This window comes from Ruegeria sp. HKCCA5426 (genome assembly GCF_013034585.1).
GTDB lineage: Bacteria > Pseudomonadota > Alphaproteobacteria > Rhodobacterales > Rhodobacteraceae > Ruegeria.
The window spans coordinates 132,469-149,185 of sequence record NZ_WQGH01000010.1 but is presented as its reverse complement, the minus strand read 5'-3'; the positions used below and the strand labels follow the sequence as shown (position 1 = coordinate 149,185).

Genomic DNA, 16,717 nt, shown 5'->3' with positions numbered 1-16,717 from the left:
TGTTTCGCTTAGAGCCCAAGTGTCCATAAATGTCTTAAGCTGGCAGGTGATGACGCATTGACCAACATCCAAGTGGCCATACGGTTGAAAAGGATAAGTCATGAAGATTTGGAGAATAGTCTGTGTTGCCTCGTTCGCAATAAATACACTTGGCTATCTTTGGCTCCTTAGGAGACTTGTACCAGAGGCGCTCTTAGTCGTACCTCAAGACTCTGGTTATGACCTGAAGCATCTGGCAAAGCTCCGAGATGAAATTGGTCTTGATGGAATTCGTTTCGCAACCTTACCAGAAGCTGGAGCCAGGCGTTTTGAAGACTTGGTGGTTCAGCAGTAAATAAAAGCACCAAAGGATAGTCGATCCAGATTTGTAGTCGCCGAGCTGCTTATTTAACAACCATATCTTTGCCAGTTGCAAAGTCGTAAGCCTCCGGACTTGGCCCGCCTGCTCTCAACCGAAGAAGTTTTTCCTTTCCTTCTGTCAGGCGCGGGATATGGCCAGCCCGGATTGGCCAGATATTCGTCTGTCGAGTAGCAGCCCAAAGCGGACCTTCACTATGAGCTTTGCACCCTCTGAGATGCGGACTTTATTGCCATTGGATCAAAGTCGGCTATGCGGACAAAGCAGACATTGGAAGATTGCTCTCGCGACCCACAAGTCAACTATTGTCGGAGTTCATCTTGCGATAGTCAGAGGGCGTCAGTCCCGTCACCTTCCTAAATGCGCGGCTGAAATTATTTGCGGTTTCATATCCTAGCATGGAGGAGATACTGGAGACTGTCTCGCGCGTATCTGTGAGGAGTTCCTCGGCCCTTGCTACCCTGACATCGTTGACGATTTCGCGAAAACGAACCCCTTCGGTTGCTAACTTCCGTTGTAGTGTGCGAACGCCAAGATCGAGCGAACGCGCGGTGGCATCAATCGACATTTCCTCCCGATGAAGTTGTTGCCAAACCACTTCCTCGACTTGTCCTCTAAGTGTTTGAGGTGGGCCGCCCAATCGTTCGCGAGAAATATCTCCGACGGTTGTCGAGCCGCCGGTAAGTTTTTTGGGCGTGGTTTCGGCTCGCAAAGCCGATGCATCAAAATCAACCCCAAGCCGGGAGGCGTTCCAGATTACAGGACAAGCGTAGGTGTCTTCTGCCTCGACAAATCCAGGAACCTTCGGGAAGTCCAAGAGCACGGCAGATGGCTTCCAGTCGCTTCCTAAATACGCGCGGAATATGCTCAAAAAAACCCCAACGGCCGAGAAGCCGATGTCCGGATACGCGAAATGCGAGCGAAGTCCAAAACGATAACAGTAGCGCGCGCTTGTGCCCGAAGTTTCAAGCCACGCGCGATCCGTAGACGAATGAAATGGCATGACGGCAGAAGCTCGTATTAGCGCTGCCCCCAGCGTTGGAGCAGAAAGAACGTAACTCCCCCAGGCGCCGTAGTCAGCGACAGTGAGATACGGTGACCACAACAATCCGATGTTTTGTTGTCCCGTGGATCGTGCGGCTTCGTGCACAAAGGTCGCCAAGGCATGCTCCGAGATGTAACCGCCTCTTTCCTCAATGAAGTGAACAGGAAGAACGGCAGAGTCAAAAGCACGCAACAAGCGTCTTTCCCCAGCGGCCTCAAGCACAAACTGGGGCATCGCGCCCAAGGCCTTAGCCGAAATCATCGGTGGTAGGTTCAATCCGTCAACCCGCTTGTTCGCCCGCGTGTCGTGAAATGATACGCATCGGCTGAACGGATGTGCAAGCTTTCCCTAAACAGCAGGGAGCATTGCAATATGAAAATACTTCGGCCATTACACGGCGGTTTTTCGATGCATTTTTTGGGAATGGTGCTCGGCGCAGGTATTTCTGCTTCACCAGTTTTCTCCCAGTCCTTCAACGACACGGGCGACATCCTTGCACGATCAGCCGAGGTCGAGGACATCGAGTACAAGATTATGGTGCAGCGTGCCACCCAGACGGCCATCTGGGGAATGCCTGCCGCCGGTATGATCGATTTCCTCAAGGGCATTCGCCGCGACCTCGGTGGCGACTACAATGACATCATTTATCTCAACAAGCCGTTCGACTCCAAACATGGGTTTCTTACGGCCAACGATGTTACGGCCTATGCTTGGGCTTCAATGACCTCCGAACCCGGTCCCCTTGTCATTGAAGTGCCCGCTGCCACCGACAAGGTGAACTACTTCGGTACAATCGTGAATGCTTGGGATGTTCCTATTGTGGACGTAGGTCCCGATGGTTTCGATGAAGGTGCCGGCGGCAAGTACCTCATGCTACCCCCAGGCTACGAAGGGGAAATGTCGCTGGAGGAAATAACTGAAGCGGGATACCTTCCCTTTGAAACAGATACCTACGAATATGGTTTTTCGTTCCGGCCAAAACTGACGAATGGCGGAACGGACACCGATGCGGCCGAGTACGCTCAGACGATCAAAGTGTACTACCTGTCTGAGGCTGACAATCCACCACCCAACAACTATCTCGAAGCGTCAGAAGTGCCGTACGACTCGCTTCCATACTACAACGAGACCTTCTTTCAGGACTTGAATGATTACGTTCAAAACAACCCCGTCAGACAACAAGACAAGGTCATGGTAAATTTCCTGAAGGATCTCGGGATCGAAAAGGGAAAACCTTTCGAACCATCGGAAATTCAGTTGAAAGCAATGAATGAGGGTTTGTTGTTGGCGTATGCCTCTATGCAGAACTACTTTGTTACGCCCGGCAAAGCCATGATACCGCTCTGGGTCGACGATAGCGGCGAGATGAAAAGCCAGTGGCTGATATGGGACTTTGCCGAAGGTCAACCCGAGGCAGGCTTCCCGTATGAGACTGAGACAGAGGTACTTGTGGATGCGCGTGCGGGCGGCAGCTACTTCTGGATCACGTACCTGCCGAAACAACTCGGTGGCGGCACCTTTTATCTGACGGGCCTTCGCGACAGCGACGGCGACATGTACGACCACAATCAGACTTACAGACTTAACGTGCCAGCAGACACACCTGCCGACGATTTCTGGTCCGTGATTGTTTATTCGATGGAGACCAAGAGCTTCATCCGGAACGTTGATCCAGTGGGTCTGTCCGAGCGCGACACAGACTCTATGCAAGCCGATGAAGACGGTTCTTACGACATCTTTTTTGGACCGGAGGCACCGGAAGGCAAGGAAAGCAACTGGATACCAACCACAGAGCCGTACTTCCTTTTGTTCCGTCTATATGGGCCGCAAGACGGATGGTTGGAAAGTGGCTGGATGCTGGGCGATCTAGAAAAAGTAAACTGATCAAAACAAACAAAAATTCCCAATGGAGTGAACAATGAAAACAAAGTCGTTAGCCGTGCTGACCGCCCTGGTACTCGCATCGCAATCTCCAGCCCAAGAGTACAAGGCTGAAGTTCCGGATAGCATAATCGTACCGGATCAGGTGGAGACACGATTTGGAACGTTGGAATATTTTGACGGCTTGCCGACGCCGGATACAGCTAAGCTGTCGTATAACGCATTAAATTTCATGCGTGGCATGCAGGTATTCATGGATGGAATGCCTGCAGCCTCAACATATGCAATGTGTCACGGGCTCGAAGAGGGCGCTGGCGTTGATCCGATGAAGATCGGGATCTTTGAAGACCTGTATAACGCCCGTTCGCTTCTTCTCACGCCGAACACCACGACAATCTACATTCTTAACTGTACGGACCTGTCCGAAGGGCCAGTGGTTTACGACGTGCCGCCGGGCATGCTGGGGTTCGTGAACGATGCCTATATGCGTTATGTCACTGACATCGGGAACGCTGGGCCTGACGCTGGCGAGGGTGGGAAGTTCTTGATCGTTCCGCCCGACTATGAAGGTGAGTTGCCGGACGACGGTTACTATATTGTGAAGCCGCCAAGCTATCGGAACTGGTTTCTGTTGCGTGCGTTTTATGGGGAAGACGGCGTTGGAGCCGCAGTGGATCGTGTGAAGGAAACTCTTCGTGTTTACCGGTGGGAAGACCGCGACGCGCCGCCCGATCAGGAATTTGTGAACCTGACTGATCTTCAGTTCAACACGATACACGCCAATGACTTTTCCTTCTTTGAAGAGATGAAGGCCGTTGTAGACAACGAAGCGGAAGGAGCACTTCCCGATGAATTGATGGGAGCAATGTTCTCGCTGGGTATCCGAAAAGGTGAACCATTTGAACCCGATGACGAACTGAGGCTGCTGCTCACAGAGGCAGTCGCATTGGGCACGGCGGCGGCTAAGTCGTTGAATTTTGCTCCTCGCTCGCGTGCGCCATTCTACTATGACGAAGGGTATTGGAAGACGGCGTTCGTCGGTGGCAATCATGAGTTCCAGGCGGGGGACGTGAAAATCCTCGATGCGCGGACCCTGTTCCACTACTACGCGACTGGCATTACGCCTGCCATGGTTGCACAAAAGGTTGGTGTCGGGTCGCAATATGCGCTGGCAAACCGGGACAGTGACGGGAACTACTTCGATGGGAGCAACACCTATTCCGTCACCATCCCGCCAAATCCGCCCGCGCAGGATTACTGGTCTTTCGTCGTTTACGACACCCAAACCCGTTCACTGCTCGAAACTGATCAGAAACTCGCAGGGGTCGACAGCAACCAAGCTACATTGGAAGCGAATGAAGACGGAAGTTACACTGTCTGGTTCGCGCCTGAAGCGCCTGAAGGCAAAGAGGGCAACTGGATACAGACGATGCCGGGCAAATCTTGGTCGACCGTACTGCGATTGTATGGCCCTCTCGAGCCTTGGTTCGACGGATCGTGGCGCCCGGGCGAGATCGAACTTATGGAGTGATAGACTGTCAATTTAGCGCCCTAACAGTTCGCTATCGAGAACGAGATGTCGTGCCATGTGAGTGCGCATCCCGAACAACGCGACAACAACCAGGGGAGGGCGGCAACTACCTCGTAGTGCCGCCCTTCTGTTTGTCTGCTATCGCGCTAAATTGTAGCGTGTCATCGACATTGTGGTTGCATCGATCATGCTCATGAATCGTTCAGCAGCGGGTGCTGATGCAAAGCTATCCATGGACGCTTGGGCGTCTTCGGCACTTTCCCAGTTAACTACCACTGCCCATTTGCCATCTGTGAATGCAGCTTGGCGCGAGACAAAGCCTGGTTGTTTGCTGACATGCTCATCTTCGATGACTTTATCAACAGGTTCGAACTCTTGCGGTGTAACGCCTTCAGCAAGGTCCATCGTCACAATTTCAATGACGCCGACGTCTTGTGCCATTGCGTTACCTCCTACGAGCATTATCAGGGTGATCAAGAACGCTTTCATGATGGCACCCGATCAAAACTTTCCATTGTCGTGGGCCATCTCGGACGGGATGTCCGCGATTACGTCCCAATGCTCAACGATCTTGCCGTCTTCGACGCGGAACAGGTCATAGAAGGCAGTCGGCTTGTCGGCAAACGTGCCCTCGGAGGCGGTGAAGACAAAGTTGCCCTCGGCCACAACAATGTGGACGTCCGTGTAGATCATCTGGATGCCTTGCTCGGCCATGCCTGCAAGAGCCGCACCCAAACCGTCCAGACCGTCAGCAATGTTGCTGTTGTGCTGTATGTAGGTCTCCGTCGACAGAAATTCGGTTATCCGGTCAACGTCGCCATCCTTCAGGATGGTGTGCACAAAGTCTGTGACCAGCGCCTTGTTCTCAGCGGTCTTATCCAGATCGGTTATCTCAGTTGGACCATCGGTCTGAGTATGACCCGACGGGTTCGGCGGTGTGATTGGTGTCAGGTTGTCCCAGTGTTCTGCAACCTTTCCGTCCTCGACGCGGAAGACATCAAAGCCAACCAAGGTGTCTGCACCAAACGCCTGGGCGTTGTTGTAGGTGGTATGCAGGACGACGATATCGCCCTCCGTGATGACCCGGTGGATGTCCACCTCGATCCCGCTTTCCTTAAGACCGGGGATAAACCCCAGGATTGGAGCGGCACCTGTGGGTACAGCAGGGTTGTGCTGAATGTAGTCATTTGCCAGCAGTTGTTCGGCTGCGGTTGCGTCGAAGTTGACGAAAATGGCGGCTACAGCCTCCAATACGAGCTCTTTAGGTGTCATTGTTGTTGTCCTCTCTTGGTTTGATTTGACGATATTCACGCGGCGCAGGCTTGCGCCGAGTTGATCGTGAATTCAGTGCCCCACGGGTCGACCTTGCGGCCGGGCGTGAGAGTTTTGGGGTCTGCCAACAGCTCAACACTTGTGAGACCAGTGGCCCCAGCAGAGCGCGAGCCTGCTCCCTTGGATTGCCAAGCGTTTGTAGCTAGGTGGTGATGGTAGCCACCGGACCCGAACCAGCGGGCTGAGGGCAGCTCAAAGGTCTGAACCATACTCAGTTCGTCTGTAACGAATTTCGCTGCTTTGCTGACATCACCGACACGTAAATGAACGTGTCCGATGACTGTGCCTTGTGGTGCGCCTTGCCACTGTGTGGCATCTTCTGTGAGTGATTTCAGATCGAGCGGATGCGTTGTCATGTGGACGGTATCGCCCTCGCGTTTCCACATTTTGCGAGGCAGGTCACGATAGATTTCGATGCCGTTTCCTTCGGGATCGTTCAGATAAAGCGCCTCGCTGACACCGTGGTGGGATGCCCCGTCCAGGCGAACACCGCGCTCATCCGCGTAGATCAGCCATGCGCCGAGGTCTTGTTTGGAAGGCAACAGAAATGCCGTGTGAAACAGCCCCGCCTCTTTAGGAAAGGGTTTGGCGTTTCGGTCCTGGCGCAGCTCGATCAGCGTTCCAGCCTCGGTGCCGAGGTAGGCGCTTTCACCGTCGCGTTCGATCAGGCCGAGGCCAATCACGTCTTCATAGAAGGTGGCGGTCTTATCCAGATCGCGCACCGTCAGGGCGACCTGACCTATTGAGATGGGGGCGTCTGACGCTGCCATGTTCTTTTCTCCTGCGATTAAGCTTGAGAGGAACTTAGCGATGGTCTTTTCTCCATAAAATGGCGATAAGAGCGAGTGTGTATCGCGCAAATGGAGACAATTCTATGGACCGGATCGACGGGATGCAGAGCTTCGTGGCTGTTGTGGAATCCGGTTCTTTTGCCGCCGCCGGACAACGGCTTGGCATTTCAAACAAGCTGGTCAGCAAGCGTGTCGCACAGCTCGAAAACATGGTTGGGCTGAATCTTCTCCATCGCACCACCAGGTCTATGTCGCTGACCCACGAGGGGGAGCGATATCTGGAAGGAGCGCGACGAGTGCTGGCTGAGATGGAGCAGTTGGAGACTGAGTTTGACGCTTCAGAGGGCTTGAAGGGCATCGTTCGTGTGGCCGCGCCCCTTACCTATGGCGACACGGCGGTGGCTAAAGCAGCAAGCCGCTTCGTAGAGCAACACCCGAACGTCACGGTCGAATTGGACTTGTCGGATCATTATGCCGATCTGGCCAAGGGCGGTTTCGATATCGCAATACGGATCGGCGCGCTCAGTGACTCCAGTTTGGTCGTTCGCAAGCTTGGTGAAACGCATATGAAAGTCGTCGCGACCCCTTCCTACCTTGAAGAACATGGCGCACCTTCACATCCTGCGGAACTCTCGGACCACATTTGCATTCGAGATGCGAACAACCCGGATCCAAACCGCTGGCCCTTCCAGATCGAAGGGCAAACCGTGCAGGTGCCTGTCTCTGGCCCATTTCTCGCAAACAGTCCTCCCGCCTGCCTCGTTCCGACGCGCGCAGGGAGCGGCATCTTCATATGCCCAGATGTGTTTTTGGGGGACAACCTTGAAACCGGACGTCTTGTGCAACTCTTTCCGGAGTTCCATTCCCGCACTTTGCCGATCCAAAGCGTGCAGTTGCCTTCGGCCTTTCGAAAGCCGCGTGTTAAGTCCTTTGTCGAGTTTATGCGTGAAGAGATTCGAGCGTAGGAAGTCCAAAGCAGTCACTCGCGCTATGCGCAGCATTTGGTAGGTATGGGCTCAGTGTTTCCGTTCTCTGCGGCTTGCATGATTGACTGGTCGCAGCCCGAAGCGGACAATCAAATCCGAGCCTTTTAGTAAAAAAGATGCGTTAACAAGCTTTCGAATTAACCAACTCAACTTGGTTCCGGCACTGCTATTCTGGCAACCCTGCCCTGCGAAGCGCTTCAAAGTAACGTTCAGCGCCTTCAGAGCCACCATAGTCCACGTTGCTACGCCACTTCGAAATCGTCTCACCAGGTTCCATTTGCAGCATTTGCGTCAAAGCAGCAGACGCCTCTTCAGGTTCCCCAAGCATTGCGTGAGCAGCAGCCCTCGTGCTGTGGAGCGGGGCATAGTTCTTTGAAAAGCGCAAACCTGCCTCTGCGTAGGCGATAGCATCGCGGTCTCGACCAAGCATTACGCAAGAGGTGGCAGCACCTCCGGAAGCCCCCACGAAAACGGCACCATATCGGCCCAACCGAAGCGCCGTCTGAAAACAGCTTAGTGCCATTTTAGGAAACCCAGCCCAGTTGTACCCCCACCCCATAAACAAATGCAGACGGGCATCCAATGGCGCCCTTTGCCGGATTTGCTCAAGCGCCACGGAGAGCCGATCCGCATCTCTGTCTACATTGTAGTCAGCCACAGCGACACTCAGATCAAGAGTTGGGCTTTGCCCCGCCATGTGTCGTCCGGCCTCGATCCAGTCTGGCAGTTTCTCATAGTAGGATGACAGTTCGCGACGAAGATCATAGGTGCTCGCGCCATTCATTGTCCAAATAGCTTCCGCATAGGCCGCCGCGAGGGTTGGTTTGGTTTCTATGGCCCTGGCGTGGTACGATAGCGCCTCTTCGTAGCTGCCGATGCCGGCATCCGACCAAGCGATCATGCCCATCAAAACGCATTGCTCGGCTGTCAGTTCGTCTTCTGGCAACGCGGAGAGCTTTGCGGTCTCAGACTGGATCAAGATTCCGCTAACCGCATCCAATAGCTTTTCCACGACCTCGTCCTGCCAATCAAAGATGGCATCGACCGAACCGTCGAACTTCTGGGTCCAGATTTCAGAACTAGAAGAGTCACTTAAGCGGGCTTCCAGACGCAATCGGTCGCCGTGTCCACGCAACACACCGCGAAGTGCATATCCCTCTGATGGTTCTGTGGAAGATATCGCTGCGTTTAACCAGTTGATCGTTCGAAAATAAGAACCGAAATCTGAAGTGAGAGCCGCGGCCATTTCCTTTAACTCAGTGCTTTGGTCGCTGCACGTGACAGGATGGATGGATAACTTTGGCAAGCTCGTCTCTGTGAAAGAAGGCGAGCTTTGCGATGCACCCAGGTGTGGTCCATCGTGAATCCACACATCCAGGCTGCGCTGGATGTTCTTAAGCCTCTTCTTCCCTACAGCTTTGAATGCGTCTGCCAGAGTGTGTTCAAGGTTCAAGTGTACGGGTTCAGAAATTGCGATGCCACCGGTTGGCGCAATGCTCTCAAGCCGAGCGGCAATATTCACGCCGTCGCCCAGAATGTCGTCACCTTTTTCTGTGACATCGCCCACATGAACGCCGATCCGCAGGTTCATTAACGAGTGTTCAGCCAACTGCTCTTGTAGCCGGATTGCTGCGGTTACAGCTCGCGCCGCGCTGTCAAATTGCACCAACCAACCATCGCCCATGCTTTTCACGACACGACCTGACTGGCCTGCTATCGTTGGGGCGAAGATGTCGCTTTCCAGGTGATCAAGCATTAGAATTGTGGCTTGCTCATCTTGGTGCATAAGCGCCGAATACCCAACGACATCCGCGGCTAGAATTGCCGCCAACCTTCGTTGCAACTGTTGCCCCTTGTTCGACATGCGTTCGACGATAGATGATGCGGCCCTCTACTCCAACTGCCTGAATACGAGGTTCGCTCAGGGCTTTTTACTGAAGCTCCTTGCCCTTGGCATAAACCTCCTATTTGCCCCAAGTTAAGCATTTCGGCACGGCTTGTGCTTGATTCAGGTGATGCTAGGATTTTTGGTAGAGAATACTGAGCAGTATTGGAGGCTGGTGGGGATGGCTGATCCGTTTCAAGATGTAGATGCTGCGGGAGCGGAGTTCATTTCCGCATTTGCCGACTCGATGGACGCGCGTCAGGCCGACCCCACAATGGAAAAGATCGTTTCAGACTATCTGGCCAAACTTTTGTTTGCGAAAGATAGCCTAACGATTGAAGTCGGATGCGGTGCAGGAGCTGTCACGCGCCGCATTGCGGAGAAGGCCAAACCCGCGCGTGTTATTGGTTTCGAGCCGTCTGTAGGCTTTGTGACCGAAGCAAGGGCGCGGGTTGGGGGCCACGACAATGTGGAGTTTGAGGTCGCAGGAGGAGCGTCGCTTCCCCTGGATGATGGCTCAGTTGATAACGTGATAATGCACACAGTGCTTACCCATGTGGAAGATCCGGCACCTCTTTTAGCCGAAGCAGGGCGCGTCCTTCGGTCGGGGGGGTGTCTCGTAGTGTGTGACGCTGACTTTTCGAAAGCGTCACTGGGAAACATGCCGAACGATCCCCTGGGCGCCTGCGCCAAGATATTTGTGAACGAGTTCGTGACCGACCCATTTGTTGTCGCCAAGCTGCGCGGCCTGGCCTCCAATGCGGGGTTCACAGTTGAAGACTTCAGTCTTCAAAGCAGAAGCATTCTGGACAACGACCAAATGCTCCCTTGGGTCGAAGAGACTGGAAAGGTGCTAATGAAACGCGGTGAAATTGGAGAGGATCTGCACAATGGATTGGTCGCCGAGTATCGCCGTCGAGCAAGAGAGCGCACACTTTTTGGCTATCAGGTATTTGCAACACTGATTTCGAGGCGGCCCTAACTCTTGGCATTCGAGTTGCGACGGTAGACAACAGTCAGCCACCAACCCTGCTCCATAAGATGGTTTAGCGAGCGCAGCCGAGGTCAAGGGGCGCGTTGTAGAACGATCAATCCTTTTTGCGCACCACGACGATAAATTGGGTCATCGAAAAGAAGAAGCGCCCAACTTTTGCAAGGCTGAACTGTTCGTCAAACCACGATAGTGCAAAAGCGGGGTCAATATGATCATTTGCAACAGCGTATTGCTTCATGAGGTGCATCATCATGATTGCGAGGCCATCAGGCTTTAACTGGTGATCTGTCATTGTGAACGACAATACATCTTCCACATGGTCGCCACGCGCTTTGATCAGTGCGGGCAGTCTTTCCGGGAGGGAACCACTCACAAAGTGCTGGTTCCAGGAAGTCAGCATCTTTTGCATTCTGTCGGGCTCATCGCTGAACCAGATCAAGCTGCCAAAGTGTAGATCGCTGATGACGAGGCGCCCGCCGGGTTTGACGCACCGCAGCGTGTCAGCCAACGCACCGTCTACGTCTTCGATGTACTCAAAGACCTGTACCGAGACGGCCTTGTCAGCACTCTCATCCTCAATGGGCAAGCTATTTGCGGCACCAGCACGAAACTCCACGTTTGCGTAGTCGCTGCACCGTTCTCTAGCAGCTGCCGTCATGTCAGCGCTTGGGTCGATCCCGATGACATAGCCATCCGAGCCAACTGCCCGGGCCAACTCAACTGTTAACATCCCGTTGCCACAACCGATGTCCAAAATAGTTTCACCAGGAGCCGGGCACAGCGCATCAAATGAAGCCTGTCTTCGCCGCGTCAGTTCTGCGCCTTGATAGGCGATTTCAAGTAATTTCGTTGTTTCAGCGTCAAATTTAAGCAACTCGCTCCCCTTACAAAGACCACAAGTCTCCAAAACTTATCAGAAATTGGGTTATCTAAGAAAAGCAGGATGGATCGTTGAGTTTTGAGCATGGATCCACCAACAATAAATGAATGCGCCGACTGGTATCGACGTATTGGTTAACCTCGGGAGATAAGGCCGCTTCTGCCGCGATATCGGGCCAGCTTTTTGTCGTCGTTCGAAAGTTCGAGCAACATCAATTCAAGGGATGTCGAGGCCGTTCTCTCGTCCGAAATCGGTATAGAAAGTGTCGCTGCGGTATCGATCCAAAGTGGCTTCGTCTGCTTGTCTTGGGTCGTTGCCAGGGCTCTGGACACCGGTTCCTTCTATGAAACGGTTCACGAGATTAAAGACACCACAGACCTGGATAGCATCGAACAGCGCGCTCTCTGACCAGCCTGCCGCGTAGACCGCATTTGCGTCGGCTTCTGTCATTCGCGATGGCGAGACGGTGAGCTTTTCAATGTATGCCAGTAACGGTTGGAGATGGTCTTCGATTGGTGCCGTATCGCGGTCTTCCATCAGTGCCTCGATTGTCTCGACCTCAATGCCGTAGGCTTTGGCGAAAACGATGTGTGCGCCATGGCAATACGCACAAGCATTCAAGCCCGAGACATAGGCTGCAATCAATTCACGTTGGGCAACCGATAGGTCGCTCTCTCCTCTCATCACCAAGCTTTCGTACGCACAAAGCGGAGAAAGCTTGTCCGGAAAGGCTTGATAAACACTTCCCAGTGTCGCGTTCTCGGGCAGAGATGGAAACAGGCGTTTCATTCAATTCTCTTTCAATCTTGCTTTGGATCACTTCGTCTCAAAATGAGGAAGCAACGATGTGTACGCAACCTTAACGCAAATCCGGGTTCCGCACAGAATTTCCGTTGGAACACTACGAACGGCAGGTTTGCCTAACGAGACCCCAGCAAGTTCGTCGTTTGGTTAAAGGCAATTTCATTTGAGCCGTTCTCGTAAGTCTTCAAAGGATGGATTGAGCTCAAAACCGGGGCTTCACATCCAAGCGTGGTGACTTCCGCCTTGCGGACAAAACTGACCTTGGAGTCTACACCTTCGCTGACGCAGGATCCACCGCACTGGCGGCAACAGTTTTCCCCTCCAACAGGGAAAATCGCCAAAGCGGCCGTTCCACAGAGGGCTTGGGAGCTCCTTGATCGCTCTTTGACCAGATGGCGCTCCGGCATGGAAACTAAGGGACTTGGCCCAGCCCATAATCAGAGCTGGCAAATAGGCGTCAGGATCATAAAATTGGGCTTCTTCGCGCAAGGAAAGCGAACACAGGCAACATTGTTACGATCCAGACCACGCTATAAATTGCGGATGGGATGGCATATTCGCTTAACCCATTGGTGTTAGGCAACAGCAAGGTGGCAATTGCGATCCCCAAAGCTCCGTTTTGAACGCCGGTCTCAATTGAAATCGTCTTCGCCTCGATGTCTGTGCATCCGAGCATCCCTGAACTCATGATGCCAATAAACGTGAGTGACGCACCTACAACCAAAAGTGCGGGTCCAAGCCTAAGGAAGTTATCCGCGACCACCACCCAGTTTGAAATGATCGCGCCTCCAATGACCAGCGCAAAAAGTAGCATAGAGACCTTGCTAAAGACTGGTTCGACAGCGGCTACAATACGCGGCGCCAATGACCGCGCGGTCACCCCGACTAGGATTGGAGAAGCTGTTAAAAAAAACATTGCTAAAGCCGTCGAAGAGATGTCGATGGCGGGCGCAGTTGCCCCCATGAACATCTGCATCGAAAACCCCAGGATAAGCGGTACGGTAACGACACAAGTCAGACTGAAGACTGCTGTAAGAGTAACGGACAAAGCAACATCCCAATTCGAAAGCTTGGTTACGATGTTACTGATCGCCCCGCCCGGACAGGCCGCTAAAATCATAATGCCAACGGCTGTCTCGGTGGAAATCCCAAAGATAAAGATCACCATCAAAGCGATGCAAGGCAGCAAAATGATCTGGTTGAGAGCCCCGACGCAAAAGGCACGTGGACGTCGTCCGATGCGTTGAAAGTCAGCCGCTGTGAGTCCGAGGCCAAGGCAGAACATGATGACAACAACTGCGAGCGGCAGCAGCACAGATATAAAAATTTCGCCCATCTACCATGACCTCTATGACTGCATGCTTCTTCACGCTTTCGGACGATACCGTTCAGAAAACCTGATGACGAGTTTTATCAGTTTGGCGCATTTATCCTCAAGCGCCCGAAGATCGAGGCTGTCTTTATTTATTATACCTATCACTGGGTGGGACGATCTGGTGTGAAAGAGCATTCCAGTGCTAATCTCACTGTATGGCAAGTGTAACTTACGCATTCGCCCGCGCGATGGCCAACGCCGCCGGGATGACGCTGAACGACGATGGCGCCCTGATTTCGAATGGCGCTGTCGTGCTGCGTTTACCAGAAGCTCAAGACGGCCAATTGGCGGATGATGCGTATTTCGATTTGATAGATTGGATTCGTGCGCAACAAGCGGATGAGGTTGCGTTGGTTGAGGCCTATGCGAACGCGATTGCGACCGATGATCTCGGCGTCCTTGGCCTGGCTGTAAAGACAGCTCCCACCTTGCGGGAATCTTTGCAACGGATTGAACGTTATTTTCGTCTCGTCACGGACACCGCAGTTTACAGACTTGACGAAACCGGCGATCCGGTCCTTTGGATATTTGAAGGGCAAACGCCACATCGCGCCGCCTTGGAATTGCGCAACGAATGCGCGCTTGCCGCCTTTGCACGGAATATGTATCGGTTTGTGGGTGCTGGATTGTCGCTCGAATATGTCGCGTTCAAACATGCGTGCCGACAAGAGCATGAACGTTACGCCCAGCATTTTGCTTGTCCCGTGCAATTTAGTACTGACCACAACGCCATTGCTATGCGCCCTGCTATGCTGGAAAGCGAAAATCGTCTTGGCGATCCGGGCTTGTCAGATTTCATGACGAAGCACCTGGATGAGGAGTTCAACTCTCGCGATGACGACACCTCACTGAGCCAAGCAATTGTCCACCGGCTTACGCCAGCCCTAAGTAACGGCGCACCGCAGGCGGCGCATGTCGCCCAAGAGATGGGAATGAGCGAGCGCACTCTTTACCGCAGGTTGGCCGAAGAAGGGCTGACCTATCGCGACGTTCTTGGTCAGGCACAAGTTGCACTCGCTCGTGACCTGCTCCGTGACGGTAAGGCTTCCATAGCCGAGATCGCCTTTATGACCGGGTTTTCGGAACAGAGCACGTTCAGCCGCGCCTTCAAGCGCTGGGTTGGCCAGGCTCCGGCACGATTCAGGCAGCAGGCGACCTCCGACTAGGCACACACCTCAAGACCACATGGCAGGTTCGGCCAAAACCTTGGCAGGGCGGGCCGATACCTCAATCGATGTGGCGCCTAACTTCTTCTTTGTCAGATCCACCTGGGGCGCTCCCGAGTAAAGCAAACCCATTTGCCCCTCTCAGACAAAGGAAATTTGCAATGAGCAATCATGACCACAAACATGGAGCAAGCTGCGCTTGCGACGTCACGCCCGAACGCGTTGATATGGCGCGCCGGCGACTCTTGCAACAAGCCGCCGGTGCGGCCGCGGCAGGTACAACAATAGTGGCTGGCGGGCAGGCCCTTGCCGCGACCGACGAAGCACGCGCCTACTATGCTGACCCGGAAAATCCAGGCCTTCCCCAAATCGACATGACCATCGAGCCGGGGCGTACTGCGCTTGTGGTGACCGACCCCCAGATTGATTTTTTGTCAGAAGACGGTGTGACGTGGGGTGTCGTTGGCGAAAGCGTGACCGAACAGGGCACGGTCGATAATATCGAACGGCTTTTCATTGCCGCCAAGGCTGCGGGGATGCCGGTCTTCATCTCGCCCCACTATTACTACCCGCATGACCACAAGTGGGAGTTCGAGGGCACTCTGGAAGCCACGATGCACAGCATCGGCATGTTTGACCGCCTGGGACCGCTCAATTTGGACAACTTCGAGGGCTCAGGTGCCGACTGGATGCCGCAATACAAGAAGTACATCGAGGATGGCGAAACCATCATTTGCTCGCCACACAAGGTTTATAGCCCTGCTCAGAATGACCTGAACCTGCAATTGCGTAAACGCAAGATCGACAAGGTGATCCTCGCGGGGATGTCGGCGAACCTGTGTACGCAGGCGCATCTCTACGAGCTGCTGGAGCTGGGCTACGAAGTCGCTGTCGTTCGCGATGCCACAGCCGGGGCCAAGGTGCCTGAAGGTGACGGGTATCTCGCCGCCATAATCAACTTCCGAATGGTCGCCAACGGCGTCTGGTGGACCGACGACGCGGTTGAGCGCATTGGCCAATCGGCCTGACCCAAATCGATCTTCAAATTTGATCCCGACATCCTGAAAGGACATATCATGACACGCATCTTTACATTTCCCGCACTTACAACAGCGTTGACTCTCGCCCTGGCGGCGGCGGCATTGGCTGACGATGAATACAACGTTTCGAACAGTCTTACCTTGACCGGGCAGCCCCTCGGCATGCATGGCGTCGATCCTGTATCGATGTTTGAAGCCGAAAAACCCGAAATGGGCAACGCCACTTTTACATCGGCCCATGATGGAGTGGACTACTATTTTGCGTCGCAGGCAGCGCAAGCCACATTCGAGGCGGATCCGACGGCACATCTGCCTCAATTCGGCGGGTTCTGCGCCTTTGGCGTCTATGTAGGCAAGAAGCTTGATGGCGATGTTCGGTATGCCGATATCGTGGACAACAAGCTCTATCTCTTTGTGAATGAGGACATCTTCAAGAAATACCTTGAGGACAAAGAGACCGTGATCCAAGGCGCCCATGCCAAGTGGGCAGACATCCACCACACGCCTGTCAGCAGCCTTTGATCGAGGAATTTGGTGGCTTTTGCCGGTCGGAGCCACCGCTGCCTCTCCCCTCCCCAAAAGGCCGGCATTTCTCCAAGACGCCCTGTCCGCAATGACAATTCGCGAGCGTCGAAAACTCTTCCCAAAG

Annotated in this window: 16 protein-coding genes; 7 read left to right on the top strand and 9 right to left on the bottom strand. The window is 53.7% G+C overall.

Annotated features, from left to right (window positions below):
* Positions 1–383 precede the first annotated feature (383 nt).
* The gene (locus tag GOV87_RS20680; protein WP_170380134.1) at positions 384–515 is read right to left on the bottom strand and encodes a DUF3291 domain-containing protein; all 132 of its coding nucleotides are present in this window, start codon (positions 513–515) and stop codon (positions 384–386) included.
* 141 nt (positions 516–656) lie between these two features.
* Positions 657–1,679: an AraC family transcriptional regulator gene (locus tag GOV87_RS16555; protein WP_171212500.1), complete on the bottom strand. Its 1,023-nt coding sequence runs from the start codon at positions 1,677–1,679 to the stop codon at positions 657–659.
* 96 nt (positions 1,680–1,775) lie between these two features.
* On the opposite strand from GOV87_RS16555, the gene GOV87_RS16550 reads away from it, so the two are divergent.
* Together GOV87_RS16550 and GOV87_RS16545 are read left to right on the top strand one after the other, a co-directional pair.
* Positions 1,776–3,287 carry a DUF1214 domain-containing protein gene (locus tag GOV87_RS16550; RefSeq protein WP_217360881.1) on the top strand — a complete coding sequence of 504 codons (1,512 nt, stop codon included), beginning with the start codon at positions 1,776–1,778 and terminating at the stop codon, positions 3,285–3,287.
* 34 nt (positions 3,288–3,321) lie between these two features.
* Positions 3,322–4,815: a DUF1254 domain-containing protein gene (locus GOV87_RS16545; RefSeq protein ID WP_170380003.1), complete on the top strand. Its 1,494-nt coding sequence runs from the start codon at positions 3,322–3,324 to the stop codon at positions 4,813–4,815.
* Between the two features lie 138 nt (positions 4,816–4,953).
* Here GOV87_RS16545 and GOV87_RS16540 read toward each other — a convergent pair whose 3' ends face one another.
* Genes GOV87_RS16540 through GOV87_RS16530 form a run of 3 tightly spaced genes read right to left on the bottom strand, consistent with a single transcriptional unit; the run spans position 4,954 to position 6,917 of the window.
* Complete coding sequence (locus tag GOV87_RS16540; protein WP_214648679.1) at positions 4,954–5,256, bottom strand: hypothetical protein; 303 nt, start codon at positions 5,254–5,256, stop codon at positions 4,954–4,956.
* A gap of 60 nt (positions 5,257–5,316) precedes the next feature.
* Positions 5,317–6,087, bottom strand: a complete 771-nt coding sequence (locus GOV87_RS16535; RefSeq protein ID WP_170380001.1) for a nuclear transport factor 2 family protein — start codon at positions 6,085–6,087, stop codon at positions 5,317–5,319.
* Positions 6,088–6,122: 35 nt separating this feature from the next.
* Positions 6,123–6,917 (bottom strand): VOC family protein, encoded by a 795-nt coding sequence (locus GOV87_RS16530; RefSeq protein ID WP_170380000.1) that lies wholly within the window; start codon positions 6,915–6,917, stop codon positions 6,123–6,125.
* 104 nt (positions 6,918–7,021) lie between these two features.
* Between GOV87_RS16530 and GOV87_RS16525 the strand changes: the two genes are divergently transcribed.
* Complete coding sequence (locus tag GOV87_RS16525; protein ID WP_171212499.1) at positions 7,022–7,903, top strand: LysR family transcriptional regulator; 882 nt, start codon at positions 7,022–7,024, stop codon at positions 7,901–7,903.
* Positions 7,904–8,090: 187 nt separating this feature from the next.
* Here the strand turns inward: GOV87_RS16525 and GOV87_RS16520 are convergent, their stop codons facing one another.
* Positions 8,091–9,788 (bottom strand): adenylate/guanylate cyclase domain-containing protein, encoded by a 1,698-nt coding sequence (locus tag GOV87_RS16520; protein WP_170769018.1) that lies wholly within the window; start codon positions 9,786–9,788, stop codon positions 8,091–8,093.
* A gap of 148 nt (positions 9,789–9,936) precedes the next feature.
* Between GOV87_RS16520 and GOV87_RS16515 the strand changes: the two genes are divergently transcribed.
* On the top strand, positions 9,937–10,791 hold the full coding sequence (locus tag GOV87_RS16515; RefSeq protein WP_371813530.1) for a methyltransferase domain-containing protein: 855 nt from the start codon (positions 9,937–9,939) through the stop codon (positions 10,789–10,791).
* 106 nt (positions 10,792–10,897) lie between these two features.
* Here GOV87_RS16515 and GOV87_RS16510 read toward each other — a convergent pair whose 3' ends face one another.
* The 3 genes from GOV87_RS16510 to GOV87_RS16500 form a co-directional block, all read right to left on the bottom strand.
* The gene (locus GOV87_RS16510) at positions 10,898–11,677 is read right to left on the bottom strand and encodes a methyltransferase domain-containing protein (RefSeq protein WP_171212496.1); all 780 of its coding nucleotides are present in this window, start codon (positions 11,675–11,677) and stop codon (positions 10,898–10,900) included.
* Positions 11,678–11,899: 222 nt separating this feature from the next.
* The gene (locus GOV87_RS16505) at positions 11,900–12,472 is read right to left on the bottom strand and encodes a carboxymuconolactone decarboxylase family protein (protein ID WP_170379995.1); all 573 of its coding nucleotides are present in this window, start codon (positions 12,470–12,472) and stop codon (positions 11,900–11,902) included.
* Positions 12,473–12,950: 478 nt separating this feature from the next.
* Positions 12,951–13,823 (bottom strand): bile acid:sodium symporter family protein, encoded by an 873-nt coding sequence (locus tag GOV87_RS16500; protein ID WP_170379994.1) that lies wholly within the window; start codon positions 13,821–13,823, stop codon positions 12,951–12,953.
* A 227-nt stretch (positions 13,824–14,050) separates the two neighbouring features.
* Between GOV87_RS16500 and GOV87_RS16495 the strand changes: the two genes are divergently transcribed.
* From GOV87_RS16495 to GOV87_RS16485, 3 genes are all read left to right on the top strand, one after another.
* Positions 14,051–15,028 (top strand): AraC family transcriptional regulator, encoded by a 978-nt coding sequence (locus tag GOV87_RS16495; RefSeq protein WP_254447399.1) that lies wholly within the window; start codon positions 14,051–14,053, stop codon positions 15,026–15,028.
* Between the two features lie 161 nt (positions 15,029–15,189).
* Positions 15,190–16,056: a cysteine hydrolase gene (locus GOV87_RS16490; protein ID WP_058282012.1), complete on the top strand. Its 867-nt coding sequence runs from the start codon at positions 15,190–15,192 to the stop codon at positions 16,054–16,056.
* 48 nt (positions 16,057–16,104) lie between these two features.
* Positions 16,105–16,590, top strand: coding sequence for a YHS domain-containing (seleno)protein (locus GOV87_RS16485; protein WP_170379992.1), 486 nt, complete (start codon positions 16,105–16,107; stop codon positions 16,588–16,590).
* The last annotated feature ends 127 nt before the right edge of the window (positions 16,591–16,717 follow it).

What these genes read in the sequence shown, in the direction of transcription:
- GOV87_RS16485 (WP_170379992.1), top strand. Translation starts at nt 16,105, where the DNA reads ATGACACGCATCTTTACATTTCCCGCACTTACAACAGCGTTGACTCTC.
- GOV87_RS16495 (WP_254447399.1), top strand. Translation starts at nt 14,051, where the DNA reads ATGGCCAACGCCGCCGGGATGACGCTGAACGACGATGGCGCCCTGATT.
- GOV87_RS16500 (WP_170379994.1), bottom strand. Translation starts at nt 13,823, where the DNA reads ATGGGCGAAATTTTTATATCTGTGCTGCTGCCGCTCGCAGTTGTTGTC.
- GOV87_RS16525 (WP_171212499.1), top strand. Translation starts at nt 7,022, where the DNA reads ATGGACCGGATCGACGGGATGCAGAGCTTCGTGGCTGTTGTGGAATCC.
- GOV87_RS16535 (WP_170380001.1), bottom strand. Translation starts at nt 6,087, where the DNA reads ATGACACCTAAAGAGCTCGTATTGGAGGCTGTAGCCGCCATTTTCGTC.
- GOV87_RS16530 (WP_170380000.1), bottom strand. Translation starts at nt 6,917, where the DNA reads ATGGCAGCGTCAGACGCCCCCATCTCAATAGGTCAGGTCGCCCTGACG.
- GOV87_RS16505 (WP_170379995.1), bottom strand. Translation starts at nt 12,472, where the DNA reads ATGAAACGCCTGTTTCCATCTCTGCCCGAGAACGCGACACTGGGAAGT.
- GOV87_RS16545 (WP_170380003.1), top strand. Translation starts at nt 3,322, where the DNA reads ATGAAAACAAAGTCGTTAGCCGTGCTGACCGCCCTGGTACTCGCATCG.
- GOV87_RS16520 (WP_170769018.1), bottom strand. Translation starts at nt 9,788, where the DNA reads ATGTCGAACAAGGGGCAACAGTTGCAACGAAGGTTGGCGGCAATTCTA.
- GOV87_RS16490 (WP_058282012.1), top strand. Translation starts at nt 15,190, where the DNA reads ATGAGCAATCATGACCACAAACATGGAGCAAGCTGCGCTTGCGACGTC.
- GOV87_RS16540 (WP_214648679.1), bottom strand. Translation starts at nt 5,256, where the DNA reads ATGGCACAAGACGTCGGCGTCATTGAAATTGTGACGATGGACCTTGCT.
- GOV87_RS16550 (WP_217360881.1), top strand. Translation starts at nt 1,776, where the DNA reads ATGAAAATACTTCGGCCATTACACGGCGGTTTTTCGATGCATTTTTTG.